The organism is Aeromonas sobria (assembly GCF_000820145.1).
GTDB classification, from domain to species: domain Bacteria; phylum Pseudomonadota; class Gammaproteobacteria; order Enterobacterales; family Aeromonadaceae; genus Aeromonas; species Aeromonas sobria.
Genome location: NZ_CDBW01000006.1, coordinates 177,955 through 196,018, shown reverse-complemented (window position 1 = coordinate 196,018; position 18,064 = coordinate 177,955). Strand labels below are relative to the sequence as shown.

The window sequence follows — 18,064 nt, the reverse complement described above, 5'->3', positions numbered from 1 at the left end:
CCGAGCTAGATCTCGCCGTTGCGCCCCATGCTGATCACCACCCGCCGGTTCTTGGCGCGCCCCTGTTCGGTTTCGTTGGAGGAGACATGCTGCTTCTCGCCGTGCCCCTCCACCGAGACCTTGCCGGGCTCCAGCCCCAGATCGACAAACACCTTCTTGATGGCATCGGCCCGCTTTTCCGAAAGCTTCTGGTTCGGCCAGCGGCCGCCGTAGCTGTCGCTGTAGGCGTCGATCACCACCACGTCGATGCTCTTGTCCGCCTTGATAAACTCGCTGATCATCGCCAGCCGCCGTTTGGAGGGGATGGAGAGCTGATCACTGTTCTTGTCGTAGGTGAGCACGCTGAAGGCGATATCGTTGAAGCTGTAGGGCAAGAGCCCGCTCAGACAGTCGATAAAGGCCTGATATTTGACCCGAAAATTGACTGACGACAGTGACACCCGCACCGCGCGGTTCTGGCGATACCAGTCCCGATACTGGAAAGTCGGCATCCGCCCTCCCTCCAGCTCGTCGAGCATGGTCCAGGCGGTTTGCCCCTCCACAAGTCCATCGAACTGCTGATAGAAGCGCAGCTGGCTCACTTCTCGCCCGGCAATCCCCGGACGCCATACCGGCGGCATGATGCCAAGGCTCACCGTCTGGGTCTGGGCCTGTGGCCGCTTGCCCTTGAGCTCGAAGTCGAGGTTGATCTTGCGCCCGGCACGGCTGACAAAGGCCCCCGTTCCCCAGTTGGGAATGGGGTGTTCTAGGCGACACTCAATCTGGGTATCGGAGGTCAAACGCCAGACGGATTGATCCAGACCGGCACCAAATTCGGTGACCCCAGCCTGTAACTGCATACTCACGGATATGCTGACCAACCCCAACAACCAAGCGTTCAATTGCCTGCCCTCCACACGATCTCACCAGATATATCGGCCAGGGAGGGTCAAGCTTTAGCGCAAATGGATCAGTGGGGGGATGCTCTCTCCAGCAACTTGAAGCTGGCAATACGTCCGGCCAGCTCCCGTGCCAACTGATCCAGCTCGGCACTGTTTTGCTGCAAGGTGACCGAGTGCTGACGGTGCGCCTCGTACACTTCGCGGATGGTCATCACATTGTGCTGGATATCGTCGGTCACGTAGCGCTGCTGCTCGGTTGCGGTTGCTACCTGCGCCGTCATGTCACTCACCTTGCGCACCTCGTTGACGATGTCGGTCAGCTCGTGACCCGCCCGCTGCGCTTCACTGACACTGAGACCCGCCTGCTCGCTGCCCGACTGCATGGCCACCACCGCCTGACGGGCCCCAACACGCAGGCGGGATAACATCTGCTCGATATCATCGGCCGCCTGCTGAGTTCGGGACGCCAGCGAGCGCACCTCGTCAGCGACCACGGCAAAGCCACGCCCCGACTCGCCAGCCCGGGCGGCTTCAATGGCGGCGTTGAGGGCCAGCAAATTGGTGCGATCGGAGATCTGCTTGATGAGGTTGAGCGCCTCGACGGCAGATTCGGTGTCCTGATGCAGGTTGTTGACCAACACCTGGGTCTCGTCGAGGGTACCGGCCACCCGTTCGATGGCGGTAATGGTCTGATCCACATCTTTGTCACCCTGCCGGGCACGACCGATGGCCTGCTGGGTTGCCAACGAGGTCTGGGTCGCATTGCGGGCGATTTCAGCCACTGTTGAGGCCATTTCAGTCGCAGCTGTTGCTACCAGCTCCACCTGACCGACACCACGCACCACCCCCTCATTCACTTCGGCAATCACCTCATTTGAGTTGCTGGCACTGCGGGTCAGCACCTCACAGGAGCGGCGCACCTCCAGCAGCAGCCCTTCGAGGTGTTGCAGGAAGCGGTTGAGATCCCGCGACAGTGCCCCCAGCTCATCGCCGGATTGCCATTGCACCCTGACCGTCAGATCGTTGTTGTTGACGAGTTGAGAGAAGGTGCGATGCAGTGCCATGAAACCCAGATGCACATCCCGCAACACCTTCCAACTGATGAGGGTGGTCAACAGCAGGCAAAAGAGCACCGCCAGCGACCCCCACCAGAAATTGCGCTGACTCTCGGTCTGCATCTGTTCAACCCGTTCGAACAGTTGCTGATAGAGCCGATCTTCCCCCTGCTTGAGCAGCTCGATCTTCTCGGTACTCAGGGCAAACCAGCGCTCTGGATCGACGCCGAAGCCCCCATCAGCCATCTTGCCAAGCGCCAGCTGCTCGAATTTCACCACCTCTTCCATGACCGGATTTTGCTCTATCTGCGCAAGTAGTTCCCGCTGCGGCTCGCTTGCCACGGCGCGAAAACGCTCAAGGTAACTCTGCTGGGCAGCCAGCAGGGACATAAACTGCTGCAGGGTTGCCGGGGTGAAGATCCCTTTGGCAAACACATTGCTGAGGGTGGCCCGCTCCATCCCCATGCGCTCCTTGTTTTGCAAGAAAGCAGCGTAGGCATTGGTCTGCAGGGCGATCCCGGCATCTTGGCTGCGCAGGCTAATCTCATCCACTACCTTGAGCAAAGAGGCAATTAACTGGCTATAGAAGGCAACCTGACGGGGCGCCTCGATGGCCAACTTGCTCACCTGATCGCGGATCCCGGCCAACTCGCTCAATCCCTGAGCCACCGCCTCATGAGCCATCCCCTGCTCTTGTGCCTGAAAATGGTGGATCGCCTCGTCAACCAATAGCTTTTGACGCGGCAGAACATCGGCGAATTTACGCCCCTGCGAGCCGATAAACCCCGCCGACATGCCTCGCTCCTTTTGCAGTTCATGCACCAGCTGGGCACTGCTTTTCACCACGGTGAGCTGCTGCAGGGCTTGCTCCATCTCATGGGCGGCCTGATACCTGTCGTATGCATAGTGGCTGGCGAAAAATAGCAACGCTAATAACGGCAGGCAAATTGCCAGCAACATCTTGCTAGCTAATCCGAGTCTGTTCATCCCGAGCTCCTGTTATTTTTGTCAACTCATTGATTATATTTAACCATCTCGCTGATACAGCCGGTTGTGCCGCTCATTCGCAAGAACTATGAGCCACATCAAGCATTTCCGATTAGAGCAGTATTGCAATAAATGTTTTTCATCTCTGGACAGTGTCAGCATATAGCCCCACTGGTTACACTACCGTTCACCTGCGTCAAGACAGCCCTAAGGAAGCTCGCTACAGTAAGGGCAAGGCCACCAGACTCCGCTGATCGGGAACCACGCGCATGCTCCGACCTTTATCCTCTTTATTGCTGATGTTGTTACCGATGCTGCTGGCGCTATCCGGCAGCGCCGTGCATGCCGCGACCCAGGAGCAGGAGTGGGCGCAAGAGCGCGCCAATGCGGTGCTCTCGCTGATGACCTTCACCGTGGTACCCGACATCACCGCCAGCAACCTCGATATCGGCAGCGGCACCAATCAATCTGCCGCCCTCAACATGACCCAGATCGGTGGCGGCGCCACCATGAGCGAAGCCGTGCCCATCTATCTGGAAGGGGCGATCGGCTTTAGCCGCTACGATCCCCAGTTCGTGGTGAGCAACGGCACCGAGAGCCGCACCCTACCGACCAAATGGAACAGCGTGACCGCCTCGGGCGGGGTCGGCTGGGATATCGCCCTCCATGAAGACCAGCGGGGCGGTCACTGGGTGCTGCGCCCCATCGCCAACTTCTCGCTGGGTACCATGGCCAGCGATCTGCGGATCGGCAACTGGCTGCTGGAGCGCACCAAGGGCTACTCACTCGACTTTCTCGATAATGGCCAGCTCAATATGTACGGAGTGGGGGGCTCGCTAATGCTCGACTACGAGCTCTTTTCCAAAACGCAGGATATCGACGCCGAGGTGCGTTACTCCTACCAGCACCTGCAGAGCTTTGGCAACACCTCAGAGAGTGTGCGCGGTAGCGCCGAAGCGGAGAACCTCGGCCTCTACCTGCGCCGCCGGGCCCCGGTGTTTGACTGGACGCTGCTCGATCGCCCGCTGCGCTATGTGATGGAGGGGGCGCGCACCGAATACCTCGGCGAGCAGCGCGGCCTGCTTGGGTTCAACTCCCTCAACTCCCTTGGTCTGGGGCTGGAGCTCGACAGCAGCAAATACGACATCATCGTCAGTCGCACCCGTCTGGTCGCACGCTATATGTTCAGCCACAACACCAGCGGTTATTCCATCGGACTGGCCATGAGTTTTTAAGCCGTTATTTCACGCCTTATCTGGCAAAAAATATCCGGCTATATCGCAACAGCAAACCAAATCGCCACTACATCGTAAATTCAGATAATGAGTGCAACGCCCATGGCGCATAGTAGAGAGCAGGCTAACCGCTGGTTCGAGTATGCTTCTGCTCGCCACGCCCCCATTACCAGACTCAAAGCCCTATCACGAGCTTTTTTAGTTGGACGCCATACTCGATAACGTGCCCCTGACCTGTCTGGATGCTGGTTGGTTATCACTCTCCTGTTAAACAGCTCGCCGCCCTGGCGGTTATCACCTCCCCCCGCAAAAATCCTGCGTCGTCACACAGTTAGTGCAATCAGTCACATATTCACGCCGATAGGCTTGGTAAGATGGTTCGGTTCGAAGCCCTATTGCCATGTGTACAGGAGATATCATGCGTTCCATTGTCTTGTTGCTAAGCGCCAGCCTGCTAACCCCAGCAGCAATGGCGATCCCTAATATCTGGAGTAGCGGTTTCGGTCAGGGGATTGCGGAACATGTCATCAAGAATGAGCAAGGAGACACCTTCACTCTCAGCTGTGACGTCGGTTATTCGGATAATGGCGATCTGACTGGCGTTAGTTTTGTTCTCGCAAACGGACAGGATCTCTCACCTGCAGACAACCACAAAGTAGAGCTACTGATCGATGGCAACGGCTACTGGCTACCGGAGAAATTGGGTTGGCGAAACGGCGACAATGCTTGGGCAAGCTTTCTTGAGGTCATCACCAAAGCAAGCGCCTTCGATGTTTATGTCGACGATAAGAAAATGGCCAGTTTTGCCCCTACCCCACAGAGCACAAAAACCGTGCTGGGTGACTTGAGCGGCTGCACCTATCGCTACTCTGGGATGTAATAGCGCATCTGAAAGAAGCGAGTTGAAATGGACTTCACACCCGTTATTACGGTTCTGCTGAACCAGCTCTGGTATCTGCTGCCCCTGCTGTTGCTTGCCACCCTGATCAAAACCCCCTGGTTCAAGGGGATGATCGGGGAGGCCTTTATCAATCTCGGTATCCGGCTCTTTCTCGACAAGCGGGAGTACCACCTGATCAAGAATGTGACACTGCCAATCCCGCAGGGCACCACCCAGATCGACCATGTGCTCGTCTCGCGCTTCGGGGTGTTTGTCATTGAGACCAAAAACATCAAGGGGTGGATATTTGGTAATCCGGCCCATAAGAGCTGGACCCAGCAGATCTATCGCCGCAGGCACAGTTTTCAAAACCCGCTGCGCCAGAACTATCTGCATCTGATGACACTCAAATCCCTGCTCGGGCTGGCGGATCAGCAACTCCACTCGGTCATCTACTTTATTGGCGACTGCACCTTTAAAACTCCGATGCCGGAGAACGTGATGAACCGCGGGCTTATTCGCTATATCAAGGGCAACACCATACAGGTGTTGACCCCAGCCGAGGTCACTCGGGTGATCGACACCATCCAGCGGAGACGACTGGCCGCCAATTGGCAGACCCATAAACAGCATGTGGCGCAGCTAAAAGCGCGTCACAGCCAACCTGCCACGCCCTCTTCCCGTAACAACCCAGCAAGCGTGGCAAGAGAGATGATCCCCGAGCCTGCTGAAGCGAGCCACACTCAGCAACACTGCCCGAAATGTGGCAATGCCATGGTGCTACGAACAGCACGCCACGGCAGCAACAAGGGTGAGCAGTTCTGGGGATGCAGCGGTTATCCGACATGTCGGCAGATCATCACGCTACGAGCAGAGGAGAGATAAACCTCCTTGCACCTGTGGAAGCATCAAGGGCGGCCAGTTAGCCGCCCTTGATGCTTCTTAGCGAATGGTCGCCATCTGCCGCACGCAGCGTTGCTCCCTGTCATCCACCCGCTTGGCAAACCAGGCGGTGGTGAGATTGCGGGTGATCTTGGGGCTCTTTAGCTGAATGCCGGGCAGGATGGCGCGGGGCTGCCGCTTGCCAGCCTGCTGGTCGGCCAGGGTAAAGATGCGATGGTAGAGGTCGGTCTCGGCAAATTCGGCGGTATCCCCTTTGCGCAAACTCTGGTGGATCGCCTGTTTACTCATATTGACTCGGTTGGCGAGGGTGTAGACGGCCAGCTCGGTGTTGCCCGGCAGATCCGAGTCATAGCGGATCAGATCCCCATCCAGCGCCAGAGTTTTGCCACTCAAACGGCTGACTGCGGCCTGAAAGGCGGCATTGCGGCTGGCATACCAACCGGCGTTGAAGTCGGCAAAGCGGTAGAGGGTATCCGGGTAGTCGGCGGGATAACCGAAAATATGCTTGGTGCCAAACCAGATGCCGCCACGGCGGGTAAAGACCTCGTGGCGAATGGAGTCCTTGACGGGATAGGGGTAGCCACGGGCGTTGGCCTCGGCAAAGGCGATGCTCACCTGCATCGGGCCACCGGTATGCACCGGGTTGAGGTTGCCAAACAGCGTCTTGCCCATCGGCAGCATGCTGATCATGTCCTCGAAGATCTCGCTCATCTCCCGCTCGGTGCGCAGCTTGTCGATCCGCTCGGCATAGCTCTTGCCGGTGGGCGAGTTGATGGAGAGCGCGGCCCGCACCATAAACTCGGGGATCAACAGCTTGGCCGCCCGTGAGTTGATCTCCTTCCAGGCGATCTTGCCAAGGCCCGGCACCACGGGATCGGCCTGATAGGTGGCCTCCTGCTCTGCCACTGCCAGCACGGAGCAGACGTTGTGATCATTGACCGTCACCCCCTGGGTGGTGAGCGCCGTCACCACGTCGTTGGCCCACCCCTGCTTGTCGACCACATTGCGGGGCAGAAATGTCACGATGCGGCTCTTCATGTCCGCCGGTTTGCGCGGCTGCATGGCAGGCGGAGTCTTGGGGGCGCTAACGCTCGCCTCTTTGGTCGGGGCGGAGGTGGGATCACTGGCACAACCGGCCAGCAGCAAGGCAACACTGAGGGCAATAAGACGACATGAAGGCACTGCGGTCATAAGCATTTCCATTTTGGGTTGACCACTTCAGGCAGCGCCTGTGGCGCTGCACTGACAAGCAAAGTGAGGCCATTGTAGAGGATTGCCTGCGGCAGTTGAAACCCGCTCACGCCTCTGCGCCCTCCCCTTGCCCACTTTTGCCGCCCCACGCGCCATCCGCTGACTGCGATGCAGCAGCCATGACCTTCCTCAATGACTCACTCGTCCCGAACCGCACTGTCAGCGGCGGATAAAAATAAACCCCCGCCATCGCTGGCGGGGGTTGGTTATATATGCGGTGCGAGTGTGGCTCGCTCGCGGAGTGATTAGCGGTTTTTCACGCGCTGATGCAGCTCCTGCACCGAGTTGACGTTGGCGGTAGCATCCATGCTGATGGCCATGCAGGTGGCAAACGCCTCATTCATGGTGGTGGTATAAGCCACTTTGTGCTGCAAGGCGGCGCGACGCAGCTGCTTGGAGTCCTGGATCGCCACTCGCCCTTCGGCGGTGTTGACGATATAGGTGTACTCGCCATTCTTGATGCGATCCAGAATGTGCGGGCGACCCTCGTGCACCTTGTTGACCAGGCGCGGGTTGATGCTGGCTTCGCCCAGCGCCACTGCGGTGCCGTGAGTGGCATCCAGCTCGTAGCCCAGCTCCAGCAGCTTGGCAGCCAAATCCACCACCAGCGCTTTGTCGCTGTGACGCACAGACAACAACGCGCGGCCCTCTTTCGGCACGGCGTGGCTGGCACCCAGCTGGGCCTTGGCATAGGCCTCGGCAAAGCTGTTGCCCACCCCCATCACTTCACCGGTAGAGCGCATCTCTGGCCCCAGCAGCGGGTCAACACCCGGGAACTTGGCGAACGGCAGTACCACCTCTTTCACCGAGTAGTAGGGCGGGATGATCTCTTTGGTGAAGCCCTGTTGTTGCAGCGACTGACCGGCCATGACGCGGGCGGCAATCTTGGCCAGCGGCGCACCGGTCGCCTTGGAGACAAACGGCACGGTACGGGCGGCGCGCGGGTTCACTTCGATGAGGTAGATGTCATCGCCCTTGACCGCAAACTGCACGTTCATCAGGCCGACCACACCGAGCTCCAGCGCCAGCTTGCGCACCTGCTCGCGGATCTCGTCCTGAATTTTCTTGGACAAGGTATAAGGTGGCAGGGAGCAGCCGGAGTCACCGGAGTGGATACCGGCCTGCTCGATATGCTCCATGATGCCGCCGATGACCACGTCAACGCCGTCGCAGATGGCATCCACGTCCAGCTCGGTGGCATCGTCCAGGAAGCGGTCCAGCAGCACCGGTGATTCGTTGGAGACGCTCACCGCCTCGGCGAAGTAGCGACGCAGGTCGGTCTCGTCATAGACGATCTCCATGGCGCGGCCACCCAATACATAGGAAGGGCGCACCACCAGCGGGTAGGTGATCCGCTCGGCTGTCAGCACTGCCTGTTCCAACGCGGTGACGGTGCCATTTTCTGGCTGCTTGAGGCCGAGGCGCTCAACCGCAGACTGGAAGCGCTCGCGGTCTTCGGCGCGGTCGATGGCATCCGGGCTGGTACCGATAATCGGCACGCCGTTGGCTTCCAGCGCACGGGCCAGTTTCAGCGGGGTCTGGCCACCGTACTGGACGATAACGCCCTTGGGCTTCTCGATGCGGACGATTTCCAGCACATCTTCCAGGGTCACCGGCTCGAAGTAGAGACGGTCAGAGGTGTCGTAATCGGTGGAGACAGTTTCCGGGTTGCAGTTGACCATGATGGTCTCGTAACCGTCTTCGCGCAGGGCCAGCGCCGCGTGTACGCAGCAGTAGTCAAACTCGATACCCTGACCGATACGGTTCGGGCCGCCGCCGATGATCATGATCTTGTCGCGGTTGCTCGGAGCCGCTTCGCACTCTTCGTCGTAGCTGGAGTACATGTAGGCAGTGTTGGTGGCGAACTCGGCGGCGCAGGTATCGACCCGCTTGTAGACCGGGAAGATATTGTGGCGGGCGCGCAGTTTGCGCACTTCGCCTTCGGCCACGCCGAGGATCTTGGCCAGACGGGCATCGGCGAAGCCTTTGCGCTTGAGGGCGCGCAGGAAGTCGGCATCGAGACCGGCCATGCCGCGCTCTTTCACCTCTTCTTCCAGCTTCACCAGATCCTCAATCTGCACCAGGAACCAGGGGTCAATCTTGGTCAGCTTGAAGATGCCATCCATGGAGAGACCGGCGCGGAACGCATCGGCGATGTACCAGATGCGGTCGCAGCCGGCATCCTGCAGCTCGTGACGGATGCGAGTCAGGGAGTCCGGGGCATTGAGGTCAACCATGGGGTCGAAGCCGGTCTTGCCGGTCTCGAGGCTGCGCAGCGCCTTGTGCAGGGACTCCTGGAAGTTACGGCCGATGGCCATCACTTCGCCGACCGATTTCATCTGGGTAGTCAGACGGTCGTTGGCACCGGCGAACTTTTCAAAGTTGAAGCGCGGCACCTTGGTGACCACGTAGTCGATGGCCGGCTCGAAGGAGGCCGGAGTGCGACCGCCGGTGATGTCGTTCATCAGCTCGTCGAGGGTGTAACCGATGGCCAGCTTGGCAGCAATCTTGGCGATGGGGAAACCGGTCGCCTTGGAGGCCAGCGCAGAGGAGCGGGACACCCGCGGGTTCATCTCGATGATGACCATGCGGCCATCTTTCGGGTTGATGCCGAACTGGACGTTGGAACCGCCGGTCTCGACGCCGATCTCGCGCAGTATCGCCATGGAGGCGTTGCGCATGATCTGGAACTCCTTGTCGGTCAGCGTCTGGGCTGGCGCGACCGTGATGGAGTCACCGGTGTGGATGCCCATGGGATCGAAGTTTTCGATGGTGCAGACGATGATGCAGTTGTCGTTGCGATCCCGCACCACTTCCATCTCGTACTCTTTCCAGCCAATGAGCGACTCATCGATCAGCAGCTCTTTGGTCGGTGACAAGTCCAGACCGCGCTCGCAGATCTCGACGAACTCTTCGGTGTTGTAGGCAATGCCGCCGCCCGAGCCACCCATGGTAAAGGAGGGACGAATGATGCAGGGGAAGCCGACCATCTGCTGCACGCCCCAGGCCTCTTCCATGTTGTGGGCGATACCGGCGCGCGGACACTCCAGACCAATGCTCTTCATGGCGATGTCAAAGCGGCGGCGATCTTCGGCCTTGTCGATGGCGTCGGCGGTGGCACCGATCATCTCGACCCCGAACTCGGCCAGTACGCCGTGTTTTTCAAGATCCAGCGCGCAGTTCAGTGCGGTCTGGCCGCCCATGGTGGGCAGTACGGCATCCGGGCGCTCTTTCTTGATGATCTCGCGTACCACTTCCCAAGTGATGGGCTCGATGTAGGTGGCGTCTGCCATCTCCGGGTCGGTCATGATGGTGGCCGGGTTGGAGTTCACCAGAATGACGCGGTAGCCCTCCTCGCGCAGGGCTTTGCAGGCCTGGGCGCCGGAGTAGTCAAATTCGCAGGCCTGGCCGATAACAATGGGGCCAGCGCCGAGGATCAGGATGCTCTGTAGGTCGTTACGTTTTGGCATGGCTTCTCTTTTCCTCTTAAGCGCGATACTGCTTGATCAATTCAATAAAGTGGTCGAACAGACCGGCACAGTCGTGCGGGCCCGGGCTCGCTTCGGGGTGACCCTGGAAGCTGAAAGCCGGACGGTCGGTGCGGTGAATGCCTTGCAGGGAGCCGTCGAACAGGGAGACGTGAGTGGCGCGCAGGCAATCCGGCAGGGTCTGCTCGTCCACCGCAAAACCGTGGTTCTGGGCGGTGATCATCACTGTGTTGTCATCGAGGCTCTTGACCGGATGGTTGGCACCATGGTGGCCGAACTTCATCTTGATGGTCTTGGCACCGGAGGCCAGACCCAGCAGCTGGTGACCCAGACAGATGCCAAACACCGGGGTATTGGTGCCGAGGAAGGTCTTGATGGCCTCGATGGCGTAGTCGCACGGCGCGGGGTCGCCGGGGCCGTTGGAGAGGAAGATGCCATCGGGATTCATCGCCAGCACCTCGGCGGCCGGGGTCTTGGCCGGTACTACGGTCAGGCGGCAGCCACGGTCAACCAGCATCCGCAGGATGTTGCGCTTGACGCCGAAGTCGTAGGCCACCACGTGGTATTTCAGCTGGTCGGCATCCGGGGTGATGTGCCCCTTGCCAAGCTGCCAGCTACCTTCGGTCCAGTTATAGGCTTCACCAACCGTTACCTCTTTGGCGAGATCCATCCCCTTCAAACCGGGGAAGGCGCGCGCCTGTTCGAGGGCATAAGCCTCATCAACCTGTTTACCTGCAAGGATGCAGCCAGCCAAGGCGCCTTTCTCGCGCAGGATGCGGGTCAGTTTGCGGGTGTCGATGTCGGCGATGCCAACGATGTTGTGAGACTTGAGGTAATCGGAGAGGGATTGCTGATTGCGGAAATTGGAGGCAAGTATCGGAAGGTCCCGGATGATCAATCCCTGAGCGTGGATTTGACTGGACTCTTCATCTTCGCTGTTGGTGCCGGTGTTGCCTATATGGGGGTAAGTGAGGGTGACTATCTGACGGGAATAAGAGGGATCGGTGAGAATTTCCTGATAGCCCGTCATCGACGTATTGAAAACCACTTCACCAACGGAACATCCCTCGGCGCCTATCGACACGCCTTTGAACACAGTTCCATCTTCCAGCACTAGCAATGCAGTGTAACTCAAGACAACCTCCAGTTATTTAGCTTTAAATTCAGCAACTTACCTGGGTGTTGCGGGCTCAACCCCTGTTTCAAACAGGGCTCAAAACCGGCAGATTTCTGGCAAATTGGGCGCATTTTACTTAAAAAAAGTGGCAATTCAACGTCTTTTCTCAGATTGAATGCATCTAAATTCAATAAAAAAGCAACTTTACCCATTATCTATGCACTAACCGCCTTTGCAACCCCCATTGATGAAAGAAAAGAAAAAATCACCATCAAAAGAGGGCGTCAAACCTTCAATAACAACAAAATCAGATTAATTTTAAACTTAAAACAATTAGTTATAGTTTTCACTAAAAATATAACTAGAAGAATAATGCCATTTGAATGGCAAAAGATTGCACTGAAAAAATAGAAAACGTTTTTCTTTGTTTGAATTTTTAGTCTTTTTGGTGATGTGTAAAAAAATCGCAGGGAGAGCCAAAATGCCACTCAACTTCGTTACCTGACGATGACATTTTGGGAGGGACGATCTGGCAGAACAAACAAAACAGTGCCTTTACCGCAACTCAGGCAAAATAAGCACCAAAACTGCCATTTTTGCATTAATGCAATCACTGGACAGTAAAAACCCCGGCAAGCCGGGGTGGTTCACAACAGATGCATCAGGTTGATCACTTCAGATTAAGCACATCCTGCATGTCATATAGACCGGCTCGCTGCTGGCTAAGCCACTTGCCCGCCCGCACCGCACCATTGGCGAAGGTCAGACGGCTGGATGCCTTATGGCTGATCTCCACCCGCTCGCCGATATCGGCAAACATGACGGTGTGCTCCCCCACCAGATCGCCGGCACGGATGGTGGCAAAGCCGATGGTGTTGCGATCCCGCTCGCCGGTGATCCCCTCGCGGCCGTAAACGGCGCACTCTTTCAAGTCACGTCCGAGCGTCTTGGCCACCACCTCTCCCATAGAAAGCGCGGTACCGGACGGTGCATCCACCTTGTGACGATGGTGCCCTTCGATGATCTCGATGTCGGTGTAATCCCCCATCACCTTGGCGGCCTGCTCCAGCAGCTTGAACACCAGGTTGACACCGACCGAATAGTTAGACGCAAACACGATGCCGATCTGCTTGCCCGCCTCTTTGAGCGCCGCCTTGCCTGCCTCGTCAAAGCCGGTGGTGCCGATCACCATCTGCTTGTGGTGGGCCAGCGCAAAGGCCAGATTGGCCAGAGTCACCTCGGGGCGGGTGAAGTCGATGATCAGATCAAATGCGTCACGTACCTTGTCGAGGCTGTCGCTGATGGCCACACCCAGATGGCCCAGCCCGTTGAGCTCACCGGCATCAAGCCCGATCACCACAGAACCGGGGCGCTCCAGCGCCGCGCCGACCACCACGCCATCGGTATTGGTGATGGCCTCCAGCAGCACCTTGCCCATACGACCATTACAGCCCATCACGGCCACACGGATCGGATTGTCCATCTCCACCCTCTCATCACTTTTAATTATGGAAAGAGACCGTTTTACCAGCCTGCGCCTGCTTTGAAAAGCCCACTGTGAGTCAACCAAGCATTCCGACAAATCAACGAGATATTTCATTTAATCCGAACATTTAACGGATTTAATCAAAGTGACAAAATCACCAGACAAAAACACCCATCCGTCTGGACGTCTACCTTGACCGGAAAGGGGTGAGTCACTACTGTGGCCTCCCAATGCGGCAGGATGCCCGCCCTGTTTTCCCCTTTTTATCTTCGATAACGGCATAAAGCAGCGCATGACAGGAGGTCATTGTTCAATTTCAGAGGAACACATGATCCAGATCCAACCCAGTGCCAGGGCCTTGCTGCCACTCCTGGTTTTTCTCGCACTCTTTATCGGTACCGGTACCTGGCTGACCCTGCAAGGGGTCGAGTTCGCCTTCTATCAGCTGCCCGCTCCCGTGGCGGCCCTGCCTGCCGTGATGCTCGCCCTGCTGCTTGGCAAGGAGGGCTTCAACAGCAATCTGGAGACCTTCTTCAAGGGGGTCGGCCACAGCAACATCATGGCAATGTGCCTTATCTATCTGCTGGCGGGTGCCTTTGCCAGCGTGGCCAAGGCCACCGGCGGCGTTGATGCCACCGTGGCGCTGGGTCTGTCGCTCATCCCCGGCTGGGCGCTGCTGCCCGGGCTGTTCCTGATCTCTGCCTTTATTGCTACCGCCATGGGTACCTCCATGGGCACCATAGGTGCCGTGGCGCCGGTGGCCCTTGGCGTGGCGCAGGCGGCCGGTATCGATCCGGTGCTGATGGCGGGCACCATTCTCTCCGGCGCCATGTTTGGCGATAACCTCTCCATCATCTCCGACACCACCATCGCGGCCACCCGCAGTCAGGGCTGCGAGATGAAGGACAAGTTTCGCGAGAACTTCAAAATTGCCGCTCCTGCCGCCATCGCGGTGATCCTGCTCTATCTGACCCTGGGGTCAGTGGGTGAAGCCCCTGCCAACGACAACGCCATCGAGCTGGTCAAGGTAATGCCCTATCTGCTCATTCTGGGGCTGGCGCTCGCCGGGGTGAATGTATTCGTGGTGCTGGGGATCGGCATTCTGGCCGCTGGAACTGTGGGCATGGTCAACGGCTACGCCATCGGTCAGTTCAGCAAGGATATCTATCAGGGCTTTACCGGCATGCAGGAGATCTTCCTGCTCTCCATGCTGATCGGTGGCCTCGGCGCCCTAATGGAACGTCAGGGTGGGCTGGCCTGGATCAGCGAGCGCATCAGCGCCCTGATTGCCCGTTTCACTCGCGAGCACAACGGTGAACAGAACGAGAAAGCGGCCGAGCTCGGCATCGCCGGGGTGGTGAGCCTCACCAACCTCTGCACCGCCAACAACACTGTGGCCATTATCGTCGCCAGCAAGGTGGCCCGGGATCTGGCCGAGCATCACGGGGTCACCCCGCGCCGCGCCGCTTCCATGCTCGATATCTTCTCCTGCGTGGTACAAGGTCTGATCCCTTGGGGCGCACAGGCACTGCTGCTGGGCTCCATCTTCGCGCTGTCGCCGCTGGCGGTGGTGAGCATGAGCTTCTATCCGATGGCACTGGCTGTGGCTGCGCTAATTGCAGTGTTCGTGAAGCACCAGATGCGCAGCAAGGCTGACAAGTAACAGATCCGACGCTGGCATGCCGACATGCCATCAACAGGGGCTGCACCGCAGCCCCTGTCACCCCCCTTAACGTCCAGAGTGAATGTGCTAAGGTAGAGCGCGTTCAAGCCATCGATGCGCAGCTATACCAGAGGTTCCCAATGCATGAGTCCCAACCCGAACGTCAATCCCTGCGCCAACTGGTTCGTCAACGCCGCAAAAATCTGAGCCAGGCCGAGCAACAAGAGGCAGCCCAACAGCTGCTGGCCCAGTTCAAGCAGCACCCCGAGATCCTAGCCGCCAAACGCATTGCCCTCTATCTGGCCAATGACGGGGAGATCAACCCTCTGCCCACCATCCACTGGCTGTGGGCCCAGCACAAAGAGGTCTACCTGCCGGTGCTCCACCCCTTTACTCCGGGTCACCTGCTCTTTTTGCACTACACCGCCACCAGCCCCATGGTGCGCAACCGCTACGGCATCGAAGAGCCGGAGCTGGATATCCTGCAGGTGGTGCCTCACAGTACCCTCGACCTGATTTGCACTCCGCTGGTCGCCTTCGATGCTGCAGGCAATCGCCTTGGCATGGGTGGCGGCTACTACGATCGCACCCTTGCCATCTGGCATGAGCACAAGCTGGGCCCCAAGCCCCTGGGCATTGCCCACGACTGCCAGCAAGTGGATGCGGTACCGCAAGAGGAGTGGGACGTGCCGCTGCCCCAGATCATCACCCCGAGCCACTGCTGGCGCTTTGAATAGGCTGTTTTTGGCCGGCAGACCCGGCTTTGTGCGCGCAAACGCAGAATAAACAGGCAAACGATTTACCAAGCACTGCTTTTTGCCCCGGAACGTGAGCAACAAGGTCGCGACGGGGTACCGGGTTGGATATAATGCGCCCGCTTTTTTCTTAAGGAACGATCATGACTCAAGATGAAATGAAGAAGGCGGCCGGTTGGGCTGCGCTCAAGTATGTGGTTCCCGGCACCATCGTCGGGGTGGGCACCGGCTCTACCGTCAACCACTTTATCGACGCGCTGGCGACCATGAAGGACGAGATCAAGGGGGCGGTATCCAGCTCCGTGGCCTCCACCGAGCGCCTCAAGGGCTTCGGCATCACAGTGTATGATCTCAACGAGATCGACGCCCTCTCCGTCTATGTGGATGGCGCCGACGAGATCAACGGCACCCGCGACATGATCAAGGGCGGCGGCGCAGCCCTGACCCGCGAGAAGATTGTCGCCGCCGTGGCCGACAAGTTCATCTGCATCATCGACAACACCAAAACCGTTGAGGTGATGGGCCAGTTCCCACTGCCGGTAGAAGTGATCCCGATGGCCCGCGAATACGTGGCCCGCGAGATCCGCAAACTGGGCGGCAACCCGGTCTGGCGTGAAGGTGTGGTCACCGACAACGGCAACATCATCCTGGATGTGAAGGATATGGCCATTACCGATGCCAAAGGGCTGGAAGTACAGCTCAATGCCATCGTTGGTGTGGTCACCAACGGCCTGTTCGCCGCACGCGGCGCAGACGTGGTGGTGATCGGCACCCCGGATGGCGTGGTTATCCAGTAATTACCCTCCGACTGAAACACGGCGCCTGATGGCGCCGTTTTTATTTACCCCTCAACAAGTTGCAAACGAATGTTTACAACAATCGTTGATAACTTCAAAGAATTTGACTTTCGTCACAAATATTCCCTCTCCCGAACGTTTTTGCTACTTTACGGTTTTCTTCGCACACCAAATCTGCACTTACGCTTCACACATAGAGGGATCGTCATGACTGCCACGTTTTCGTTGGACAAGGATAAAATCAAGGTGCTGCTGCTGGAGGGGGTTCATCCCAATACCGTAGAGACCCTCCGCGGCGCAGGTTACACCAGTGTGGAGTATCTCAAGACCTCACTCTCTGAGGAGGAGCTGATCGAGCAGGTTCGCGACGTCCATTTCATCGGGCTGCGCTCCCGCACCCAGATCACCGAAAAGGTGCTGGATGCCGCCAACAAGCTGGTCGCCATCGGCTGCTTCTGCATCGGCACCAATCAGGTTGAGCTGGAAGCGGCCCAGATCCGCGGCATTCCGGTCTTCAACGCCCCCTTCTCCAACACCCGTTCGGTGGCCGAGCTGGTACTGGGGGAGATCCTGCTGCTGCTGCGCGGCATCCCCGAGAAAAACGCCAAGTGCCATCGCGGCGTGTGGGAAAAACTGGCCAATCGTTCGGTGGAAGCCCGTGGCAAGAAGCTCGGCATCATCGGCTACGGCCACATCGGTACCCAGCTTGGCATCATCGCCGAGAGCATCGGCATGAAGGTTTATTACTACGACATCGAGAACAAGCTCTCGCTGGGTAACGCCATTCAGGTGCCGAGCATGGTCGAGCTGCTCAATATGTCCGACGTCATCAGCCTGCACGTACCGGAGACTGCCTCCACCAAAGATATGATCGGCGCCGAACAATTGCGGATGATGAAACCAGGCGCCATCTTGATTAACGCCGCCCGCGGTACCGTGGTGGATATCGATGCGCTGGCTGATATGATCAAGAGTGGTCATATTTCCGGTGCCGCCATCGACGTCTTCCCCATCGAGCCCAAGTCCAACGACGAGGAGTTCCAAAGCCCGCTGCGTGGGTTGGAGAACGTGATCCTGACCCCACACATTGGTGGTACCACCCATGAAGCGCAGGAGAACATCGGGCTGGAAGTGGCCAACAAGCTGATCAAATACTCCGACAACGGCTCCACCCTCTCCGCCGTCAACTTCCCGGAAGTGTCGCTGCCGGGCCACAAGGGCTCCAGCCGCCTGCTGCACATTCACCGCAACCAGCCGGGCGTGATGAACCAGATCAACCAGATCTTCGCCGAAGAGGGGATCAACATCGCCGGTCAATACCTGCAGACCAGCAGCCATATCGGTTATGTGGTGATCGACGTGGAGACCGAGCACAGCGAGAAGGCGCTCGCCAAGCTCAAGGAGATCAACGGCACCATCCGTGCGCGTATCCTCCACTGATAAACCCGTTTATCGGCCCAGCAAAAAGCCCGTCGTGATGACGGGCTTTTTTATGATGCGATGCTCAACGCACCTCCGCGTCTTTGCTCTTTTGCCCCCTTCTCCCCTTGCGGGAGAAGGGCTGGG

The 18,064-nt window shown here is 58.2% G+C and carries 14 protein-coding genes; 8 read left to right on the top strand and 6 right to left on the bottom strand.

Annotated features, from left to right (window positions below; all coding sequences use genetic code 11):
* Positions 1-5: 5 nt before the first annotated feature.
* Together BN1135_RS03365 and BN1135_RS03360 are read right to left on the bottom strand one after the other, a co-directional pair.
* A complete protein-coding gene (locus tag BN1135_RS03365) occupies positions 6-881 on the bottom strand; it encodes a flagellar protein MotY (RefSeq protein ID WP_175479080.1) in 876 nt (291 codons plus the stop codon).
* Positions 882-949: 68 nt separating this feature from the next.
* Positions 950-2,923 (bottom strand): methyl-accepting chemotaxis protein, encoded by a 1,974-nt coding sequence (locus BN1135_RS03360; protein WP_042018867.1) that lies wholly within the window; start codon positions 2,921-2,923, stop codon positions 950-952.
* A 269-nt stretch (positions 2,924-3,192) separates the two neighbouring features.
* Here BN1135_RS03360 and BN1135_RS03355 point away from each other — a divergent pair, with 269 nt between their 5' ends.
* The 3 genes from BN1135_RS03355 to BN1135_RS03345 all read left to right on the top strand — a co-directional run bounded on the left by BN1135_RS03355 (position 3,193) and on the right by BN1135_RS03345 (position 5,923).
* Positions 3,193-4,158, top strand: coding sequence for an autotransporter domain-containing protein (locus BN1135_RS03355; RefSeq protein ID WP_042018865.1), 966 nt, complete (start codon positions 3,193-3,195; stop codon positions 4,156-4,158).
* Between the two features lie 418 nt (positions 4,159-4,576).
* Positions 4,577-5,038 (top strand): hypothetical protein, encoded by a 462-nt coding sequence (locus BN1135_RS03350; protein WP_052443811.1) that lies wholly within the window; start codon positions 4,577-4,579, stop codon positions 5,036-5,038.
* 27 nt (positions 5,039-5,065) lie between these two features.
* Entirely contained in the window at positions 5,066-5,923 is an 858-nt protein-coding gene (locus BN1135_RS03345) for a nuclease-related domain-containing protein (protein WP_042018863.1), read from the top strand.
* A gap of 57 nt (positions 5,924-5,980) precedes the next feature.
* Here BN1135_RS03345 and BN1135_RS03340 read toward each other — a convergent pair whose 3' ends face one another.
* The 3 genes from BN1135_RS03340 to carA form a co-directional block, all read right to left on the bottom strand.
* On the bottom strand, positions 5,981-7,132 hold the full coding sequence (locus tag BN1135_RS03340) for a DUF1615 family protein (RefSeq protein WP_042018861.1): 1,152 nt from the start codon (positions 7,130-7,132) through the stop codon (positions 5,981-5,983).
* A 305-nt stretch (positions 7,133-7,437) separates the two neighbouring features.
* On the bottom strand, positions 7,438-10,662 hold the full coding sequence (carB, locus tag BN1135_RS03335; RefSeq protein WP_042018859.1) for a carbamoyl-phosphate synthase large subunit: 3,225 nt from the start codon (positions 10,660-10,662) through the stop codon (positions 7,438-7,440).
* A gap of 16 nt (positions 10,663-10,678) precedes the next feature.
* Positions 10,679-11,815: a glutamine-hydrolyzing carbamoyl-phosphate synthase small subunit gene (carA, locus tag BN1135_RS03330; protein WP_042018857.1), complete on the bottom strand. Its 1,137-nt coding sequence runs from the start codon at positions 11,813-11,815 to the stop codon at positions 10,679-10,681.
* A 153-nt stretch (positions 11,816-11,968) separates the two neighbouring features.
* On the opposite strand from carA, the gene BN1135_RS21955 reads away from it, so the two are divergent.
* Positions 11,969-12,208 (top strand): hypothetical protein, encoded by a 240-nt coding sequence (locus BN1135_RS21955; RefSeq protein ID WP_139245026.1) that lies wholly within the window; start codon positions 11,969-11,971, stop codon positions 12,206-12,208.
* A 259-nt stretch (positions 12,209-12,467) separates the two neighbouring features.
* On the opposite strand, the gene dapB is transcribed toward BN1135_RS21955, so the two are convergent.
* Complete coding sequence (gene dapB / locus BN1135_RS03325; RefSeq protein ID WP_042018855.1) at positions 12,468-13,280, bottom strand: 4-hydroxy-tetrahydrodipicolinate reductase; 813 nt, start codon at positions 13,278-13,280, stop codon at positions 12,468-12,470.
* A gap of 331 nt (positions 13,281-13,611) precedes the next feature.
* On the opposite strand from dapB, the gene BN1135_RS03320 reads away from it, so the two are divergent.
* The 4 genes from BN1135_RS03320 to serA all read left to right on the top strand — a co-directional run bounded on the left by BN1135_RS03320 (position 13,612) and on the right by serA (position 17,938).
* Positions 13,612-14,946 carry a Na+/H+ antiporter NhaC family protein gene (locus BN1135_RS03320; RefSeq protein ID WP_042018853.1) on the top strand — a complete coding sequence of 445 codons (1,335 nt, stop codon included), beginning with the start codon at positions 13,612-13,614 and terminating at the stop codon, positions 14,944-14,946.
* 140 nt (positions 14,947-15,086) lie between these two features.
* Positions 15,087-15,683, top strand: a complete 597-nt coding sequence (locus BN1135_RS03315; protein WP_042018852.1) for a 5-formyltetrahydrofolate cyclo-ligase — start codon at positions 15,087-15,089, stop codon at positions 15,681-15,683.
* A gap of 161 nt (positions 15,684-15,844) precedes the next feature.
* Positions 15,845-16,498 (top strand): ribose-5-phosphate isomerase RpiA, encoded by a 654-nt coding sequence (gene rpiA, locus BN1135_RS03310; RefSeq protein ID WP_042018850.1) that lies wholly within the window; start codon positions 15,845-15,847, stop codon positions 16,496-16,498.
* 207 nt (positions 16,499-16,705) lie between these two features.
* Positions 16,706-17,938 (top strand): phosphoglycerate dehydrogenase, encoded by a 1,233-nt coding sequence (serA, locus tag BN1135_RS03305; RefSeq protein ID WP_042018849.1) that lies wholly within the window; start codon positions 16,706-16,708, stop codon positions 17,936-17,938.
* The last annotated feature ends 126 nt before the right edge of the window (positions 17,939-18,064 follow it).

Bases quoted from the DNA above. Each gene is read 5' to 3' on its own strand.
- BN1135_RS03360 (WP_042018867.1), bottom strand. From the start codon at position 2,923: ATGAACAGACTCGGATTAGCTAGCAAGATGTTGCTGGCAATTTGCCTG.
- BN1135_RS03355 (WP_042018865.1), top strand. From the start codon at position 3,193: ATGCTCCGACCTTTATCCTCTTTATTGCTGATGTTGTTACCGATGCTG.
- BN1135_RS03350 (WP_052443811.1), top strand. From the start codon at position 4,577: ATGCGTTCCATTGTCTTGTTGCTAAGCGCCAGCCTGCTAACCCCAGCA.
- BN1135_RS03345 (WP_042018863.1), top strand. From the start codon at position 5,066: ATGGACTTCACACCCGTTATTACGGTTCTGCTGAACCAGCTCTGGTAT.
- BN1135_RS03340 (WP_042018861.1), bottom strand. From the start codon at position 7,132: ATGACCGCAGTGCCTTCATGTCGTCTTATTGCCCTCAGTGTTGCCTTG.
- carB (WP_042018859.1), bottom strand. From the start codon at position 10,662: ATGCCAAAACGTAACGACCTACAGAGCATCCTGATCCTCGGCGCTGGC.
- dapB (WP_042018855.1), bottom strand. From the start codon at position 13,280: ATGGACAATCCGATCCGTGTGGCCGTGATGGGCTGTAATGGTCGTATG.
- BN1135_RS03320 (WP_042018853.1), top strand. From the start codon at position 13,612: ATGATCCAGATCCAACCCAGTGCCAGGGCCTTGCTGCCACTCCTGGTT.
- BN1135_RS03315 (WP_042018852.1), top strand. From the start codon at position 15,087: ATGCATGAGTCCCAACCCGAACGTCAATCCCTGCGCCAACTGGTTCGT.
- rpiA (WP_042018850.1), top strand. From the start codon at position 15,845: ATGACTCAAGATGAAATGAAGAAGGCGGCCGGTTGGGCTGCGCTCAAG.
- serA (WP_042018849.1), top strand. From the start codon at position 16,706: ATGACTGCCACGTTTTCGTTGGACAAGGATAAAATCAAGGTGCTGCTG.